Origin of the sequence: Streptomyces avidinii (genome assembly GCF_045161815.1) — a bacterium.
In the GTDB taxonomy this organism is placed as follows: domain Bacteria; phylum Actinomycetota; class Actinomycetes; order Streptomycetales; family Streptomycetaceae; genus Streptomyces; species Streptomyces avidinii.
Map to the genome: position 1 here is coordinate 296,680 of NZ_CP108863.1, position 16,825 is coordinate 313,504.

Annotated in this window: 17 protein-coding genes; 6 read left to right on the forward strand and 11 right to left on the reverse strand. The window is 73.3% G+C overall.

Annotated elements, in window-relative coordinates:
* Window positions 1–136 precede the first annotated feature (136 nt).
* Both OG373_RS01435 and OG373_RS01440 read right to left on the reverse strand, forming a co-directional pair.
* Window positions 137–1,531, reverse strand: coding sequence for a sensor histidine kinase (locus OG373_RS01435; protein WP_405435276.1), 1,395 nt, complete (start codon window positions 1,529–1,531; stop codon window positions 137–139).
* Window positions 1,528–2,250, reverse strand: coding sequence for a response regulator transcription factor (locus OG373_RS01440; RefSeq protein ID WP_405435277.1), 723 nt, complete (start codon window positions 2,248–2,250; stop codon window positions 1,528–1,530). The genes OG373_RS01435 and OG373_RS01440 overlap by 4 nt, the downstream gene beginning before the upstream one ends.
* Window positions 2,251–2,323: 73 nt before the next feature.
* On the opposite strand from OG373_RS01440, the gene OG373_RS01445 reads away from it, so the two are divergent.
* Together OG373_RS01445 and OG373_RS01450 are read left to right on the forward strand one after the other, a co-directional pair.
* Complete coding sequence (locus OG373_RS01445; RefSeq protein WP_405435278.1) at window positions 2,324–3,511, forward strand: UDP-N-acetylglucosamine--N-acetylmuramyl-(pentapeptide) pyrophosphoryl-undecaprenol N-acetylglucosamine transferase; 1,188 nt, start codon at window positions 2,324–2,326, stop codon at window positions 3,509–3,511.
* Window positions 3,508–4,503, forward strand: coding sequence for an SDR family NAD(P)-dependent oxidoreductase (locus OG373_RS01450; RefSeq protein WP_405435279.1), 996 nt, complete (start codon window positions 3,508–3,510; stop codon window positions 4,501–4,503). The genes OG373_RS01445 and OG373_RS01450 overlap by 4 nt, the downstream gene beginning before the upstream one ends.
* A 382-nt stretch (window positions 4,504–4,885) precedes the next feature.
* Here the strand turns inward: OG373_RS01450 and OG373_RS01455 are convergent, their stop codons facing one another.
* A complete protein-coding gene (locus OG373_RS01455) occupies window positions 4,886–5,086 on the reverse strand; it encodes a hypothetical protein (protein WP_405435280.1) in 201 nt (66 codons plus the stop codon).
* Window positions 5,087–5,290: 204 nt separating this feature from the next.
* On the opposite strand from OG373_RS01455, the gene OG373_RS01460 reads away from it, so the two are divergent.
* Window positions 5,291–6,526, forward strand: coding sequence for an NAD(P)/FAD-dependent oxidoreductase (locus tag OG373_RS01460; protein WP_405435281.1), 1,236 nt, complete (start codon window positions 5,291–5,293; stop codon window positions 6,524–6,526).
* Here the strand turns inward: OG373_RS01460 and OG373_RS01465 are convergent.
* From OG373_RS01465 to OG373_RS01480, 4 genes are all read right to left on the reverse strand, one after another.
* Window positions 6,516–6,800, reverse strand: coding sequence for a DUF3817 domain-containing protein (locus OG373_RS01465; protein WP_405435282.1), 285 nt, complete (start codon window positions 6,798–6,800; stop codon window positions 6,516–6,518). The genes OG373_RS01460 and OG373_RS01465 overlap by 11 nt on opposite strands.
* A gap of 1 nt (window position 6,801) precedes the next feature.
* The gene (locus OG373_RS01470; RefSeq protein WP_405435283.1) at window positions 6,802–7,281 is read right to left on the reverse strand and encodes a hypothetical protein; all 480 of its coding nucleotides are present in this window, start codon (window positions 7,279–7,281) and stop codon (window positions 6,802–6,804) included.
* Window positions 7,278–7,586 (reverse strand): hypothetical protein, encoded by a 309-nt coding sequence (locus tag OG373_RS01475; protein ID WP_405435284.1) that lies wholly within the window; start codon window positions 7,584–7,586, stop codon window positions 7,278–7,280. Before OG373_RS01475 ends, OG373_RS01470 begins: the two co-directional genes overlap by 4 nt.
* Before the next feature lie 71 nt (window positions 7,587–7,657).
* Window positions 7,658–8,326, reverse strand: coding sequence for a DJ-1/PfpI family protein (locus OG373_RS01480; RefSeq protein ID WP_405435285.1), 669 nt, complete (start codon window positions 8,324–8,326; stop codon window positions 7,658–7,660).
* A 219-nt stretch (window positions 8,327–8,545) separates the two neighbouring features.
* Between OG373_RS01480 and OG373_RS01485 the strand changes: the two genes are divergently transcribed.
* Complete coding sequence (locus OG373_RS01485) at window positions 8,546–9,499, forward strand: GlxA family transcriptional regulator (RefSeq protein ID WP_405435286.1); 954 nt, start codon at window positions 8,546–8,548, stop codon at window positions 9,497–9,499.
* A 557-nt stretch (window positions 9,500–10,056) separates the two neighbouring features.
* Window positions 10,057–12,819: a glycosyl hydrolase 2 galactose-binding domain-containing protein gene (locus tag OG373_RS01490; protein WP_405443897.1), complete on the forward strand. Its 2,763-nt coding sequence runs from the start codon at window positions 10,057–10,059 to the stop codon at window positions 12,817–12,819.
* A gap of 58 nt (window positions 12,820–12,877) precedes the next feature.
* Here the strand turns inward: OG373_RS01490 and OG373_RS01495 are convergent, their stop codons facing one another.
* The 4 genes from OG373_RS01495 to OG373_RS01510 form a co-directional block, all read right to left on the reverse strand.
* Window positions 12,878–13,738: a TIGR03557 family F420-dependent LLM class oxidoreductase gene (locus OG373_RS01495; RefSeq protein ID WP_405435287.1), complete on the reverse strand. Its 861-nt coding sequence runs from the start codon at window positions 13,736–13,738 to the stop codon at window positions 12,878–12,880.
* 74 nt (window positions 13,739–13,812) lie between these two features.
* Window positions 13,813–14,181 carry a PRC-barrel domain containing protein gene (locus OG373_RS01500; protein WP_405435288.1) on the reverse strand — a complete coding sequence of 123 codons (369 nt, stop codon included), beginning with the start codon at window positions 14,179–14,181 and terminating at the stop codon, window positions 13,813–13,815.
* A gap of 85 nt (window positions 14,182–14,266) precedes the next feature.
* Window positions 14,267–15,292: an NAD-dependent epimerase/dehydratase family protein gene (locus OG373_RS01505; RefSeq protein ID WP_405435289.1), complete on the reverse strand. Its 1,026-nt coding sequence runs from the start codon at window positions 15,290–15,292 to the stop codon at window positions 14,267–14,269.
* Window positions 15,292–15,756: a hypothetical protein gene (locus OG373_RS01510; protein ID WP_405435290.1), complete on the reverse strand. Its 465-nt coding sequence runs from the start codon at window positions 15,754–15,756 to the stop codon at window positions 15,292–15,294. The genes OG373_RS01505 and OG373_RS01510 overlap by 1 nt, the downstream gene beginning before the upstream one ends.
* A 524-nt stretch (window positions 15,757–16,280) precedes the next feature.
* Between OG373_RS01510 and OG373_RS01515 the strand changes: the two genes are divergently transcribed.
* Entirely contained in the window at window positions 16,281–16,823 is a 543-nt protein-coding gene (locus OG373_RS01515; RefSeq protein ID WP_405435291.1) for a hypothetical protein, read from the forward strand.
* Window positions 16,824–16,825: the final 2 nt, after the last annotated feature.

Here is a 16,825-nt window from a genome sequence, read left to right on the forward strand (position 1 = left end):
ATCGGCACCCGGTGTGGGGTGAGGAATCTCGCCTCGTTCGCTGCGGGAAAAAGCCTCATGGCGCGGTCCGTCCAATTCTCATCGCGCCGCCACAGATATTGACGCCCCGCAGGGCGGTGGTCTGCGAAGGAGATGCTCAGAACGTCAACCGGAAGAGCGCGCCCCCACCCGGGGCGACCTCCGCCGTCAGCTCGGCGGCGTGCGCCCGCGCGATCTGCCGGGCCATCGCCAGGCCCAGCCCCGAACCGGGCAGGGCGCGGGCCGCCCCCGCCCGGTAGAAGCGGTCGAAAACGTGCGGCAGGTCCTCCGCCGCGATGCCCGGCCCGTGGTCGCGCACCGTGAGCTCCGGCCCGCGGCCCGGGACGCCCGCAAGGCCCGGCACCAGCTCCACCTCCACGGGCAGCCCGCCCCGGCTGAACTTGGCCGCGTTGTCCAGCAGGTTCCCGAGCAGCCGGCTCAGCCGGGCCGGCACCCCGGGCACCACGACCGGCTCGGCGGGGACCCGCACCTGGAAGGGCACGGCCGGCCAGTGCGTCCGCGCGGCCTGCGCGCAGTGCTCCACCAGCGCGCCGAGACGAACCTGTTCCACCAGCGGCTGCGGTTCCTCGTCGCGCGCCAGCTCGATCAGGTCGTTGACGAGCCCGGTCACCTCCCGCAGCTGCCGCCCGAGCGCGGCGGAGGCCCGCTCGCGCTGGTCCGGTGTGAGCCGGTCGGCCCGCGCCAGCAGTTCGGCGTTGGTGCGCAGTGCGGTCAGGGGGGTGCGCAGTTCGTGCGAGGCGTCCGCAACCAGTTGGCGCTGCGCGGCGACCGACTTCTCCAGCTCCCCGAGCATGGTGTTGAAGCTCCCGGCCAGCCGGGTGATCTCGTCCTCCCGCCCCGGCGGCGGCAGTTCGATGCGGTGCCGCGGATCGCGGGTGGCGGCGATCCGCTCGGCCGTCGCGGTGAGCCGGGTGACGGGGGCCAGGCCGGTCCGCGAGACCCAGTACCCGAGGAGGGCGGCCAGCAGCACCCCGGCCGCCGCCGTCACGACGAGCCACCCGGCCGCCTCCTCGATGCCGTCCTCGACCGTGTCGGCCCGCAGGGCGACCTGGAGCGCCCGCCCCTTGGCGTAGTCGGTGGTGAGCATCCGGGCGGGGAACCCGGCCACCGTGATGTTCGTGTAGTACGGGGCCTTCCGGCCCGCGGCGACCTGTCGCGCGGCCGGGTCCACGGGCAGTGGTCCCGGTGTGGCGGGGTCATCGGCCGGGTCGGCGGCCACCACCTCCGCGCACGCGGGGGCCGCCAGGAACCGGCACTCCCCCGCCAGGGTGCCCGGCGCCTCTGCCGGGTTGCGCTGGGCGGCGAGCCGCGCGGACTGGGTCAGGCTGAGGTCGAGCTGCTCGTAGAGCGCGGACCGGACCACGAGGAACGCCGCCGCGCACACCCCGACGGCCACGACGGCAACCGCGGCGGTGACGGACAGCGCGAGCCGGGTCCGCAGGGGACGGCGCCTGCGCCAGGCGCGTCCGAGCCGCCGGCGGCCGCCGCTCATGCCGCATCCAGCCGGTAGCCGACGCCGTGGACGGTGTGCACCAGCCGGGGCTCGCCCCCGGCCTCCAGTTTCCGGCGCAGGTAGCCGACGTAGACGGCCAGGGAGTTGGAGTCCGGACCGAAGTCCCGTCCCCACACCAGCTCCAGGATCAGCTCGCGCGGGAGTACCTGGCCGCGGTGGCGCAGGAGCAGCTCCAGCAGGGCCGCTTCGGTACGGCTGAACTCCAGCGGTCGTCCGCCCCGGCGGCCCGTCCGGGTCGCGGGGTCCAGGACGAGGTCGGCGAAGCCGAGCGGGGCGGCGCCGGCGGGTCCGGGCGCGGCCCGCCTGAGCAGCGCCCGGACGCGGGCGACCAGCTCGTCCAGGGCGAACGGCTTGACGAGGTAGTCGTCGGCGCCCGCCTCCAGGCCGTCGACGCGCTCGCTGACGGAGTCGAGCGCGGTCAGTACGAGGACGGGCGTACGGTCGCCCACCGCCCGTAGCTGCCGGCAGACGGCGAGCCCGTCGAGGACCGGCATCATCAGGTCCAGGACGACCGCGTCGGGCTCCCAGACCGCCACCTGCGAGAGCGCGGCCAGACCGTCGGCCGCGCCCCGGACCTCGTACCCCTCGACCGTCAGACCGTCCTCGACGGCCGCCCGTACCTCGGGCTCGTCGTCGACGACGAGGATGCGCTGCCTGCCCGTGCCGAGTGCGGTTCCCGTGCTGTCCATGGAGCTCATGGCGCAAAGCCTGCCAAACGCTTCTGAGAGAACCTCTTAGAACCTTCTTAGGGCGCACCGGGAGTGTGCGGCCATGACCACACCACCTCACACACCCGCGGCCCTCTCCGTCGTGATCGGTGCGGGCGGCACCGGCGGGCACATCTATCCCGGCCTCGCGCTCGCGGAGGCACTGCGCGACGCCGTGCCCGCAGCCGTGGTCTCGTTCATCGGGACCGAGCGGGGCCTGGAGACCGAGCTGATCCCCGGCGCCGGCTACTGCCTGCACACCGTCGACATGATCCCCTTCGACCCGGCCCTCGGCGCGAAGCGGTACCTGCTGCCCGCGGCGCTGCTGCGCTCGGCGCACCAGGCCCGCTCGGTGATCCGGGCGCAGGGCGCGCACGTCGTCGTCGGAATGGGCGGCTATCCGAGCGCGCCCGCCGTGCTCGGGGCGCGGCTGGCCGGACTGCCGGCCGTGATCCACGAGTCGAACGCGGTGCCCGGCCGTGCCAACCAGTTCGCGGCCCGGCTCACCCCGCACATCGCGGTGGCCTTCGACCGCAGCCGGGGCCACCTGTCGGGCGGTGACCGGGCCCTGACCACGGGGATGCCGATCTCCGCGGCGCTCGCCGGCCTCGCGCGGCTCCCCCGGCCGGACCGAGCGGCCCTGCGCGCCGAGGCCCGGCGGGCTCTCGGCGTCCCGTCCGGGCGGCGGCTGGTCGTCTTCAACGGCGGCAGCCTGGGCGCCGTACGGCTGACCGGGGCCGCCGTCGCGCTGGCCGGGCTCTGGCAGGGGCGGGACGACGTACAGCTGCTGGTGAAGACGGGTCCGGCGGCCCTGGCCGGTGCGGTGGCCGACCTGGCCGCGTCCGGCGGGCAGCGGATCGCGCGGGCGGCGGCGTACCTGGACCGGATGGACCTGGTCTACGCGGCCGCCGACCTGGTGGTGTGCCGAGCGGGCTCGGCGACCGTCGCCGAGCTGGCGGCGACCGGGGTGCCGTCCGTGCTGGTGCCCTACCCGTACGCCCCCGGCGACCACCAGACCCACAACGCGCGGGTGCTGTCCGACGCGGGCGCGGGGCTGTTGCTGCCCGACGCCGAGACCACCGCCGGGCGCCTCGCCGACCTCGTCGGCCCGCTGCTGGCCGATCCGGCCCGGCTGGCGGCGATGGCCGGCGCCGCCGACCCCGGTCCGCACGCGCGGGCCGCCGAACTGCTGGCTGCGGAAGTCCTCCGCGTCGCCGGCCTCGTCCCCACCCCTCACCTGGAGCGCATATGAACAGCTGGACCGACCGCACCGTCCTCGTCACCGGCGCCGAGGGCTTCATCGGCTCGACGTTGGTGGACCTGCTGGTGGCGCGGGGCGCGCGGGTGCGTGCCTTCGTCCACTACAAGCCGTATGCCGAGAAGGGCCACCTGGCGCGTTACCTCGCCGACCCGGACGGCCCGGTGGAGATGTGGGCGGGCGACGTCCGCGACGCGGGCCGGGTCAGCGACGCGGTGGCCGGCTGCGACACCGTCTTCCATCTGGCGGCGCTGATCGGGATCCCGTACAGCTATGCCTCGCCGGGCGCGTACGTGCAGACGAACGTGACCGGTACGCAGAACGTGGCGGAGGCCTGTCGCCGGCACGGTGTGGGCCGCCTGGTGCACACCTCGACCAGCGAGGTCTACGGGACGGCGCTGACGGCCCCGATCTCCGAGAGCCATCCCCTGCAGCCGCAGTCCCCGTACTCCGCTTCGAAGATCGGCGCGGACATGATGGCGCTCTCCTTCCACCACGCCTTCGAGCTGCCGGTGACGGTGGTGCGCCCCTTCAACACGTACGGGCCGCGCCAGTCGGCGCGCGCGGTGATCCCGACGATCCTGGCCCAGCTGCACGCGGGCTCCCGGGAGATCCGCCTCGGCTCGCTCGCCCCGACCCGGGACTTCACGTACGTGACGGACACGGCCGAGGGGTTCCTGGCGGTGGCGGAATGCGACCGGGCGCTGGGCGAGGTGGTCAACCTCGGCACCGGCGAGGAGATCTCCGTGGGGGCCCTGGCCGAGGCTCTGATCGCCGCCTCCGGCCGGGAGGCGCAGGTGGTGGTGGACCCGACGCGGCTCCGCCCGTCGGGCAGCGAGGTCCAGCGCCTGTTGTCGGACAACTCCCGGGCCCGCGAGTGGGCCGGCTGGCGGCCGCGGGTCGGCCTGGAGGAGGGCCTGCGCCGCACATCGGACTGGATCGCGGCGAACCCTTCGCTCTTCGCACCCGACCGGTACGCGGTGTAGTGCGGGTCGGCCCGGCGCGGAGGCGAGTGCGGGGTGGGAGGGGCATTCTGGGGGCCGGCACGAGAACCGGGTCCACCCCCACTACGGAAGGTTCCTGGCGCTGGAGCCGAACAGGCTGGGCGGCTGACCTGGGTCACGGGCGCCATGGGCACCGGCGGTGCCGAGACGGTCGTCGCCGTCGTGCTGGAGCCCTCCCCGGACGGCGGGACACTTCTGCGGCTGACCCATTCCGGCTTCCATGACCGGGCCGGCGCCGAGCGCCACGAGAAGGCGTGGGCCGACCACGTCCTGCCCCACCTCGACGACGTCCTGACCTCGAACGCGCAGCACTGGGCCGTCTGTTCCGGACCCCCGGCCGCGCCGGCGGCCGGGGGTGTCCGTGTCAGGGGCGGGAGCCGTTTCCGAGCGTGCGGCGGGAGGCCGGGGGTTCCGCGTCGGCCGCAACGGGCCCGGTGGGCGGGACGGGCGGGGGCGTGTCGTCGGCGGCTCGTTCGGCAGCGGTGCGGCCGCGGGCGGCGGGCTGCTCCTGGGGGTCGACAGCGGGGGCGGGTCCTTGCCCGAGCGGGCGGCGCGCAGTGCTCATGGTCGTAGTCTCGCAGCCTTCCTGACGTCCCGTCCGGGGAGGGTGCCCGGTCGCGCCGCGCGGACCGGGGCCGCCCCCGCACGGGTGACGACACGCAGCGGACCGGCTGCCGCGTACCCGCGTGCACGGGCGAAGCCGTGGAAATCTGGGTCACTCCGGACTGCCCACCACTCCGCGGACCACCGAGTGAAGGAAGCCACCGCCATGACCACGAACAGCGCGTACGTCATCGTCGGAGCAGGGCTGGGTGGGGCGAAAGCCGCGCAGACCCTGCGCGAGGAGGGCTTCGACGGCCCGCTCGTCCTCATCGGTGCGGAACACGAGCGCCCCTACGAGCGGCCGCCGCTCTCCAAGGACTACCTGCTGGGCACGAAGGAGCGCGAGAAGGTCTACGTACATCCGGAGCAGTGGTACGCCGAGCACGACGTCGACCTGCGGCGGGGCGCGACGGCCACCGCCCTCGACACCGCGGCCCGCCGGGTGACGCTCGCCGACGGCCGCCGGCTCGACTACGCCAAGCTGCTGCTGACCACCGGTTCCTCACCTCGCCGGCTGCCCGTTCCCGGCGCGGACCTGGACGGCGTGCTGTACCTGAGGCGGCTGGAGGACAGCGACCGGCTCAAGCGGGCGTTCCGGCCCGGCGCGGCGGTCGTCGTGATCGGCGCGGGCTGGATCGGCCTGGAGACCGCGGCCGCGGCCCGTGCGGCCGGTGCCCGGGTGGTGGTGCTGGAGAGCGCCGAGCTGCCCTTGCTCCGGGTGCTCGGCCGGGAGGTCGCCCAGGTCTTCGCCGACCTGCACCGGGATCACGGCGTCGACCTGCGGTTCGGCGTTCGGATCAGCGAGATCACCGGTGACGGGGACACCGCCGACGGTGTCCTGCTCGCCGACGGCACCCGCCTCGCGGCGGACACCGTCGTCGTGGGCGTCGGTATCAACCCCAACACCGGACTGGCCGAGGGAGCGGGGCTGGAGGTCGACAACGGCATCGTCACCGACGACCACCTGCGCACCTCCGCACCCGACGTGTACGCGGCGGGTGACGTGGCCAACGCCCACCACCCCTTCCTGGGGCGGCACATCCGGGTCGAGCACTGGGCCAACGCCCTGAACCAGCCTCGGACCGCGGCCCGGGCCATGCTCGGGCAGGACGTCGTGTACGACCGGCTGCCGTACTTCTTCACCGACCAGTACGACCTGGGCATGGAGTACACGGGGTACGTGGAGCCCGGCGGCTACGACCGGGTCGTCTTCCGGGGAAGCGCCGAGACCCGGGAGTTCATCGCGTTCTGGCTGGCCGGCGACCGCGTCCTGGCCGGCATGAACGTCAATGTCTGGGACGTCACCGAGCCGATCCAGGACCTCATCCGCTCCCGCGCGCCCATCGACCCGGTGCGCCTCGCCGATCCGCAGGTCCCTCTGGAATCGCTGCTCACCCGCTGACCCGGACGGGCGGAGCCCGGTGCGCGTCGAGCCGGCGCAGGGCGAGGACGCCGCCGATGCCCGGGACGGCCGACAGCGGGACGGCCGTTCGGTCCGGGCCGCGCTCTCGGGTGACGGTGATGACGACGATCAGGTAGGCGCAGCCGTGCACCGGGCCCACGGCGGAGGCTAGCGCGGGCAGGTGCAGCACGCCCAGGTTGACCAGCAGGACGGCCAGGGTGACGAGTTCGACGGTGGCGGAGATCCGCAGGAGCATGCTCTCTCGGTTCTGCATGTCAGGCTCCTGTTGTGGATCCGGGGCGGACGATCATCAGGACGGTCACCGTGGCCCACAGCAGGTTGAACACTCCTGTGTGCATGCCCAGTTGTCCGACGGCCCGTTGCACGGCGGCGGTCGCCCGTGCGTCGATGCCGCCGTGCAGGCCGGCCAGGGCCGCTGCCTGCCGGGGCAGGACCAGTCCGGCGAGCACCGCGGCGGCAGCCACGGTCAGTGCGATCGAGGTGAGGAGCCAGGGGCTGGTCAGCACCTGGAGGCTGCGGGCGGTCGCCAGGCCGAAGACCGGCACCACGACCGCGATCACCGCGTAGACCCGGCAGATGCGGTGCAGCGTACGGACCTCGGTCAGGGCGCCCGCACCGCCGGGCGCGGCCAGGGCGCGGCGCGCGGCGACGGGGAACATGCCGGCGGCGACGGTGACGGGGCCGATCGTGATGATCGCCGCCAGGACGTGGACGGCGAGGAGGAATTTCGTCACGCGGCTGATCCGGCCCGGTGGCCGGTGACCTTGGTGGCGGGCAGCCGGCCGGCCCTGGCGGTGCCGGTCAGTTCGTCTTCCGTCACGGTGACGTCGAAGTCGAGGTGCAGGCGCAGGGGCTTGGTGATCGACTGGCGCCACGTCAGGCGGTCGCCGTGGAGTGCTAGTCCGGTCAGCGGAACCTCCTCCGCGTCCGACGTGGCGACTCCGTGCAGGTCACCGTTGTGCGTGAACAGGCGGAGCACGGCCTGCTGCTTCCCGATGGGGGTGGCGAGGAGGAGGTTCCAGGTGCCTTCAACAGACATGTGGTGCGCTTTCTCGGTGGTGGGGCCGGCGCGGCCGAGTCGGGTCGGGTCGGGTCGGGTCGGGCTGAGGGTCAGAAGGCCGCGGGAACCGGGCCCGAGGCGTGCCAGACAGTGCCGCGGCGTTCGTGGGCGAACAGCTGCTCCACGGCATGTGCGATGCGCGGGCCGAGTTCGCGCTCCAGCAGGTACAGGCCCAGGTCCAGGCCGGAGGTGACCCCCGCACCCGTGACCAGGTCGCCGTCGTCGACGACTCGGGCGTCGATCGCCACCGCACCGGTGGCGTCGAGCAGGTCCATCCCTTGGTGGTGGGTGGTGACGTGCCGACCCTCGATCAAACCGGCCATGGCGAGCACCAGGGAGCCCCCGCAGACCGTGGCGACGGTCAGTCCCGGCCGGTCCATGGCGTCCTTCAGCATTGCGGGCAGGCCGGTTTCGAGCGAGCGGCCGAGGAGGGCGGGAATGGAGTCGGCGTTCACGGGGGCGTCCGGATCGGAGAGGTTGCCCAGTGGGCCGGCGGCGCCCGGTACGAGGACCAGGTCCGCGCTCCGCGGGTCGAGCCGGGCGGTGGCCCGCAGGGTAATCGGTCCCGCCCCGCCGGGCACCTCACGCGGCCCCTCCGCGGAGACCAGTTCCACCCGCAGGGCTCCCGGTGCCGCCATCGAGCCGGCATGGAGGACCTCGTACGGGGCGATGACGTCCAGGGGATCGAAGCCGTCGAACAGCACGATCTGACACAGCATCGGTCAGGGTTCCTTGTCTCTGGGGTCGGCGCACGGATGCTGCGCCGACACCGACGCTAGTCACGGTCCCCGACCCTCGGAAGAGGCTGGAATGCCACCTTCCAACGGATTCCGGCCAACCGGGATCCTGGCCATCATGAGGCTCCTGACCTGCTGGAACAGCGAGTGCGGAGCGCAGACATGCGGATGGTGCGAGCCGTGCATGGCTATGGTTGGGCCATGCATACCGTGGCCGTGATCGCCCTGGACGGAGTGATCCCGTTCGACCTGTCGACCCCCATCGAGGTGTTCCAGCGCACCCGGCTGCCCGGCGGCCGCGCGGCCTACCGGGTCCGGGTCTGCGCGGCCTCCGCCGAGGTCGACGCCGGGGCGTTCACCCTGCGCGCGCCGTGGCCGCTGGCGGCGCTGGCCGAGGCGGACACGATCATCGTGCCGGGCACGGCCGATCCGACGGCGCCGGTACCCGAGGAGGTGCTCGACGCACTGCGGGAGGCGGCCGGGCGGGGAACCCGGATCGCCTCCGTCTGCGTGGGCGCCTTCGTGCTGGCCGCCACGGGCCTCCTGGACGGCCTGCGCGCCACCACGCACTGGTCGGCCGCCGATCTGCTGGCCGCGGTCCATCCGGCCGTCGAGGTGGACCCCGGGGTGCTGTACGTGGACAACGGGCAGCTGCTCACCTCGGCCGGGGCCGCCGCCGGGCTCGACCTGTGCCTGCACATGATCCGGCGCGACCTCGGCTCCGCGGTGGCGGCGGACGCCGCCCGGCTGTCGGTCATGCCGCTGGAACGCGAGGGCGGACAGGCCCAGTTCATCGTCCACGACCAGCCGCCGGCGCCCCGTGGATCGGTGCTGGAGCCGCTCATGCGGTGGATGGAGGACAACGCCCGGCGCGAGCTCACCCTCGACGAACTCGCCGTGCGGAGCGGCATGAGCGTGCGGACCCTGAACCGCCGCTTTCGCGAACAGACCGGCACGTCACCCCTGCAGTGGCTGCACCGGGCCCGGATCCGCCACGCCCAACACCTGCTGGAGACCACCGCTCACCCCGTCGAACGGATCGCCACACAGGTCGGCTTCGGCTCCCCCACCGCGTTCCGCGAACGCTTCAAACGCCTCACCGGCACGAGCCCGCACGCCTACCGGCGTACGTTCCGGACGCAGCAGGCGCCGTGACCCGGCCGGTGATGGTGTGACCTGCCGTGCAGCCGGGTCGACGACGTCCGCGAGGTGCGGTGCCGGGCACCACGGGCCCGGCAGGATCCGGAAGAGACTGCCTAGCGCTCGGAACCTGCCGGTGACGTGGCGCCCACCGGGGTGGGTGCACTGGGGCGGTCGGACTGGCAGCGCTGCTTCTTCCGGGGGTGACGAGACGAACGGGAGTTCGCATTCCGACTGGATGCGCACGCAACGTAACAGACGACTACCCACTGTCACCAATGTCGTGATCATGGTTCCCTGAATTGGCCGCATGCACACAACAGGCCGGACGCGACTCCCACCCCGTGAGTGATCGTCGGTTGAGCGCATGATCACTGGTATGCCGGGGCCGAACAGGCGCGCTCCCTCCAAGAGATGACTTCGGCGGGCCGTCCGGCGTCTCCCGGGCGAGGCGCGGGTCGGGTGGGTTACGGTCCGTTACTCGATCTTCACGTCACGCGGATGCCCGACCAGCTCCCCCGGAGACCACCGTGTCCCATCTCCCCCGCCCCGCTCGCACCCGGCGTCGCCGGGTGGCCTCCGTGGCGCCGGCTCTGCTGGGGCTGCTGCTCGCCCTGGCCGCCGTGCCCTCGGCCGCGACACCGCGCCTCCCGGCCGGTCCGGATGCCCGGCCCGCCGTGACGACGGTGACGAGGGTCGCGCCGGGCGGCTCCGCCGCACTCGCCGGGTACGCGATCCGGTCCGCGGCCGAGGTCCCCGACACCGCGGCCGCCGTCTCCACTCCCGGCTACCCGACGGCCGGATGGCACCGTGCCGGGCCGCGCTCCACCGTGCTCGCCGCGCTGGTGGCGGACGGCACGCACCCGGATCCGTTCTACTCCACCGACCAACAGCGCATCCCCCGCGGTGACTTCGCCGTGCCCTGGTGGTTCCGCAGCGACTTCGCGCTTCCGGATGCCTCGGAGCGCGCCTCGGAGCGCACCTCGCTGGACTTCAGCGGGGTGGTGTCCGCGGCGGACGTGTACGTCAACGGCCGCCAGGTGGCCTCCGCGGCGGAGGTGGCCGGGATGTACACGCGCCACGAGCTCGACATCAGCGCGCTCGTACGGGCCGGCACGAATACGGTCGCCTTCCGGATCCACCCCAACGATCCGCGCAAGCACCTCACCCTGGGCTGGCTGGACTGGCTGCAGCCGCCGCCCGACGCCAACATGGGCCTCGTCCGTGACGTCGTGGTGCGGCGCAGGGGGCCGGTTTCGCTCCATGACGCACACGTGGTGACGCACCTGCACATGCCGTCGCCACGCGCCGCCTCCGCCGCGGCCCCGGCCCCGGCCTCACCGGCTGCCGACCTGACCGTGAAGGTGCAGGTCCGCAACGACTCGCGTCGGACCGTCACCACCACCGTCACCGCCGCCGTCGGGGGCGCGGGGTCCGTGCTGCGCCAGGAGGTCACCCTGCGCGCCCGCGAGACCCGGTCCCTGACCTTCTCCCCGGACCGCCACCGGCAACTGCGCCTGGCCCGCCCCGCTCTGTGGTGGCCGGCCGGCATGGGACCACAGAACCTGTACGGGCTCGAGCTGACGGCGAGTGTCGCAGGCAGCCGCTCGGACGCCGTCCGCCACCGGTTCGGGATCCGCGACGTACAGGCTCCCCTCAACTCCGCGGGCGCCCGCCAGTACACGATCAACGGCCGCCCCCTCCTGATCCGGGGCGCCGGCTGGTCGGCCGACGAGCTGCTGCGCTGGGACACCACCGCCGCGGAGGACCGGATCAGGGCCGCGCTCGACGCCGGCCTGAACGCCTTCCGTCTGGAGGGCCACATCGAGCCGGACGAGTTCTTCGACCTCGCCGACCGGCACGGGATGCTGATCCTGCCGGGCTGGGAGTGCTGCAACAAGTGGGAGGGGCAGGTCAACCCCACCGGCACGGGCGAGAAGTGGAGCGCCGCCGACCGTCTCACCTCCCGGGCCTCCATGGCCGCCGAGGCCGCCCGGCTGCGCGGCCACCCCAGCGTGCTGTCCTTCCTCATCGGCAGCGACTACGCACCCGACGCGCAGACCGAACGGGACTACCTCGACGCCCTGCGCGCCGCCGACTGGCCCACCCCGGTGATCCCGGCCGCCTCCGCCGTCACCACGCCCCTGAGCGGCCCGTCGGGCCTGCGGATGACCGGCCCCTACGACTGGGTCCCGCCGTCGTACTGGTACGACAAGCGTGAGGGCGGCGCCACCGGCTTCAACTCCGAGACGAGCGCCGGCCCCTCCGTTCCCACCCTCGACACCCTGCGCCGTACGCTCTCGCCGGCCGAGCTCGAAACCCTGTGGAAGTCGCCCGGCGCCCCGCAGTACCACCGCTCCCCCTCCCGCACCTTCAACACGCTGAAGCTGTTCGACGAGGCCCTCACCCGCCGCTACGGCGCACCGCGCGATCTGCGGGACTACGTCGCCAAGGCGCAGCTCAGCCAGTACGAGAGCGTCCGGGCCCAGTTCGAGGCCTACGCCCGCAACGCGACGGACGCCACCGCGCCGTCGACCGGGGTCGTCTACTGGATGTTCAACAGCGGCTGGACCTCGCTGCACTGGCAGCTCGTGGACCGCTACCTCGACCTGGGCGGTGCCTACTACGGCGCCAGGAAGGCCAACGAGCCCCTGCACATCCAGTACTCCTACGACGACCGCACGGTGGCCGTCGTCAATCGCCGGCCCGCCGCCGTGTCCGGGCTCACCGCCCGGGTCACCCTGTTCGACACCGACGGGACCACCCGCTACGACCGCACCGTACGCGGGCTGCGGGTCGGGGCGGACGGCGCGAGGAGCACCGCGCTGACCGTTCCCGCCGTCGTGGACGTTCCGGGCGCCACGTACCTGGTCCGGCTGACGCTCACCGACCGCTCCGGCCGCGAGGTCAACCGTAATGTCCACTGGCTCTCCACCCGGCCCGATGTCCTCGACTACAACGCCGGCGACTGGTACCACACCCCCGTCACCGCCCGCGGCGACCTCAGCGGCCTGAACTCCCTCGCGGCGGCCACCGTGACGGCGACCGCACGCACCACGCACCGCGCGGGCTCGCTCTCCACCACCACGGTCACCCTCCGCAACACGAGCAGGGGCAATACGCCCGCGCTCCTGACCGATGTCCATCTGGTCGACGGCCGGGACACCCCGGTGCTGCCGGTCCGGTGGGACGACAACCAGATCAGCCTCTGGCCCGGCGAGAGCGTCGTTCTGACGGCGGCGTACCGCACCACCGATCTGCGGGGCGGCGTGCCCCGGATCCGGGTATCGGGCTGGAACACCCCCACCACTCACGTCACCGCGGGCTCTCCCTGACACGGGGCGGCTCGGGCGGCTCGGACCCACGGTGACCGATGGGCGGCCGAAGCCCGCTTCAGAGCGTCCGCAGGGCGGGCAGCAGATCCGAAGCGGCCCAGTCCAGGACGAAGGCGTCCACGTCGTCGCCGCAGGGCACGGCTTCGGCCACGTCCTCGGGCCGGGTGCGCTGCGCGGCCCGGTTGAAGCCGGCCGGGCCGGGGAGTTCGGCGTTGACCCTCCAGCCGCCGAGAGCCGAGCGGAACCGGTCGTGCGCGCGGGCCGCGGCGGCGCCGCGGTCGGGGTCGTAGCAGACGGGCAGCTGGCCGACGCGGGGTTTCCCCGCTCCCCCGTGCGCGTCGAACGTCCGCAGCAGTTCCGCCTTCGGTTCCGTGGCGATCACAAGGTCGCCGTGCCGGCCCGCGAGCCCGCACGACCGGGGCCCCGACACCGCGATGCCGATCGCGGGCGGCTCGTCCGGCAGGTCCCACAACCGGGCGTTCTCGACGTCGAAGTGCGCGCCGTGGTGGCTCACGTACCCGCCCGCGAACAGCCTCCGGATGATGTCGACGGCTTCCTCCAGCATCTCCAGCCGCACGTGTGCGGCGGGCCGACCGGCGCCGACGATGTGCTCGTTCAGGTTCTCGCCGGAGCCCAGCCCGAGACGGAACCTGCCCTCCGAGAGGAGCTGCATGGTCGCCGCCTTCTGCGCGACCACGGCCGGGTGGTAGCGGAAGGTCGGGCAGGTCACGTACGTCATGAGCGGGATCCGGGAGGTGGCCTGGGCGGCCGCACCGGGACGCTCCACGCGTACGGAGCGTGTCCCCTGGGAGTCCAGCCAGGGGAAGGCATGGTCCGAGACGACGGAGAAGTCGAACCCGGCGCGCTCCGCCCCGACGACGTGGGACACCAGCTCCTTCGGGCCCGCCTGCTCGGTCATCCGATGCTCACCATATGCAGCGGCCAGATCGGGCCGGGTGAAACCTCCGCGCCGCGGGGGAGGTCCCGGGGCGGCTACACGAAGGGGCCGCCGAGCCGGCCGATGGCCCCGTAGTACTTGGAGATCTCGACGCGGTAGTCCGGGTCGGCCAGATGGTTGTCCCGGTGGAATTCCGGGGCCGCCTTGATCTGCTCCTTCGTGCGGTCCACGTGCACGGTCTGCGTCTCCCGGTCGATGCGGGTGACCGTGCCGGCCGGGATCAGCAACTCCTTGCCGAAGATCCAGACGCCCGTGTCGACGACCAGGTACGCGTCCGTGACCTCCGCCGAATGCTTGTCGACCTTGCCGATCCGCCCGTCGGCCGCTTCCACGGTGAATCCGGTGAGGTCGTCCCCGGTCGGGTGGACGATTCCGGACCGGTAGGCCCACATGTCGTCGTGCATGATCAACCACTCCTCGCATCGGTCGTCGCCGCGCCGGATCCTCGGCCCGGCCGGTTCGCACACCGCCTGCCCCGCCGACCGGACCTCATGCGCGGGCCGCGCGTGCGGGGGCCAGGGGCGGGGTGTCCAGGCCGGCTCCCAGGTGCAGGCCTTCGATGAAGGCCGCGACGGCCTCGGTGGCGGTGACCGACGGTGTCCACCCCAGCTCGTCGCGGGCCCGGCCGGCGTCGAGCAGCGGGAGCCGCAGCACGGCGTCCAGCAGTCCGGGGGTGGCCGGTACGAGGTGCATGCGCCAGGCCGCGGCCAGCACGGCCCGGGCCGCGCCCGCCGGGAGCGGCACCGTACGGGAGCGCAGGAGGCCCGCCACGGTGGCCATGTCCAGTACCGGGTCGGCCACCAGGTTGAAGGGGCCGCGCACGGGTCGTACGACCGCTGCCCGGTAGGCCTCGGCCGCGTCGTCGGTGTGCAGGGCCTGGAAGCGCAGGCCGGACACCGCGGGCAGGGCGGGCAGAAGTCCCGGCCGGATCAGGCGCCAGGGCAGGAGCGGCCCGGCGAAGATCCGGCGCTGCTCGCTGGCCGCGCCCTCCTTGAAGAGGAACGCCGGCCGCAGCCGGACCACCCGCATCTGGGGATGGGTGAGCTGGAAGCCGTCGAGGTAGCGCTCCAGGTAGGCCTTCTCGCGTGTGTAGGCGGCGCCCGGCCAGCCGTGGGTGGGCCAGGACTCGTCGACGGGGCGTCCGTCGTCGGGGCCCGGTGAGTACGCGCCGATCGACGAGGCGTGGACCAGGGTGTGCACCCGGGCCCGGGCGCATGCCTCGAAGACCCCGATGCTTCCCAGGACGTTCGTCCGCCAGGTGGCGACCGGGTCGTGGGTCGGCCGGAACCTCCAGGCGAGGTGGACGACCGCGTCCGCGCCCGCGCCCGCGAAGACCTCGGCCAGATCGGCGCGTCCCGGGTCGATGTCCGCTTCGGCCCAGCGCACACCGGGGATGCGGAGGTCGGGGCGGCGGCGGGCGATGCCGAGCACGTCGGTGATCGTACGGTCGGCAGCCAGGGCTCTCACCACGCTGGTGCCTGCGTTGCCGGTGGCGCCGGTGACGACGACTCTCATCAGGCCCACCTCGTCCTTCGGGACAGGCCGCGGTCGCGGCGGCCGGGAGAGGTCGCGGACGCGGGGGTGATGGATCGTCGGGCCGCGGCACCGTGCAGTTCCTCCAGTACCGCTGCCTGATGCCGCGCGCGGGTCAGGAGGCGGTCGACGGCGGCCCGGTCGAGGTGGTCGGCGGTCTCGGCGAGGATGCCGAGCGACTGCCACAGCGACGCCTTGCCCTCCACGCCGATCCGCATGGCTTCCAGTTCGAGGACGTCGCTGAGGGGCGAGCGGCTCACCAGGTGGCCGTTGAGTTTCACCCTTCCCGCCTTCTCGGCCAGGCGCCCCAGGACGACCCGGTGCCACTGGGCGGGGACATCGAAGGCGGTCATGATCTCGCGCAGGCTCTCCCGGTCCTCCGCGATCTGCTCGGCGAGCTCGGCCAGGGGCGGCCCGGCCGGCGTACCGCGGTGTGCCCGGGCCATGCGTCGGATGAGCGAGACACCGCTACCGGCCCCCGCGAGATGGTCGTTGAGGTAGATCGCGAGGAGGCGCTGCGCATGGGGAGGAGAGGGGGCACGGGATGGTGATCCGGCGGGGCGGGATTTCATGGCGCTGTTCCGATCGCTCGGACGTCGTCAACGTCACGGCTGCCGACACGGGGGGGGGCAGGCCGTACGCCCGCCCTCGACCCGTGGTACTCACGTGGGGCAATGGGATGGCTCCGGAGGGTGCGCCGCGGTCGGCAGGACACCCCCTCAGGCATCTGACCAGCCTGCGGGCCTTCAAACCGGGGCGGACGGTTCGATCCCGGTAGGGGGCTGCGTCACCCCTGCCGCGTCGGGGACGGCGACGGGTGAACGGGCCGTCCAGGGCGTCCTGTTCGGGCCGTGCGACGCGGGAGGCGGGGGCGGCGATCCCCACGCCGGGGTGCCGGTCCCGCGTTTGGCAGGGGGCGCGGGGGGCAGCCGCGTGGCAGAGGCCGATGAGGCCCGGATGGAGGCGAGCCATGTCGAACAGCATGCTCATCACCGTGATCGTCATCGCGGCGATCGTGGTCATCGCGCTCGGCGTCGGGCTGTGGATGATGTCCCGCCGACGCCACCTGCAGCAGAGGTTCGGGCCCGAGTACGAACGCACCGTCGAGGCCGAGGGCGGCCGGGTGGCCGGGGAGCGCGAGCTCCGTGCCCGCGAGGAGCGTCACGCCGAATTCGAGCTGAAGGAGCTGCCGTCGGAGCGGCGCCTCCAGTACACGCAGGAGTGGAGCGGCGTCCAGGAGCGATTCGTGGACCGGCCCGAGGGCTCCGTCGGTGAGGCCGACGACCTGGTGACGCGACTGATGCGCGAGCGCGGCTACCCCACGGAGGGGTTCAGCCGGCAGGTGCGCGATCTCTCGGTGGAGCACGGACGGACCTTGGAGCACTACCGCGCCGCGCACGACGTCAAGGTGCGCAGCGGTGCGGGACAGACGACGACGGAGGAACTCCGCGGAGCGATGGTTCACTACCGCGCGCTCTTCGAGGAGTTGCTCAGTGACCAGAGGAGCCGGTGAAC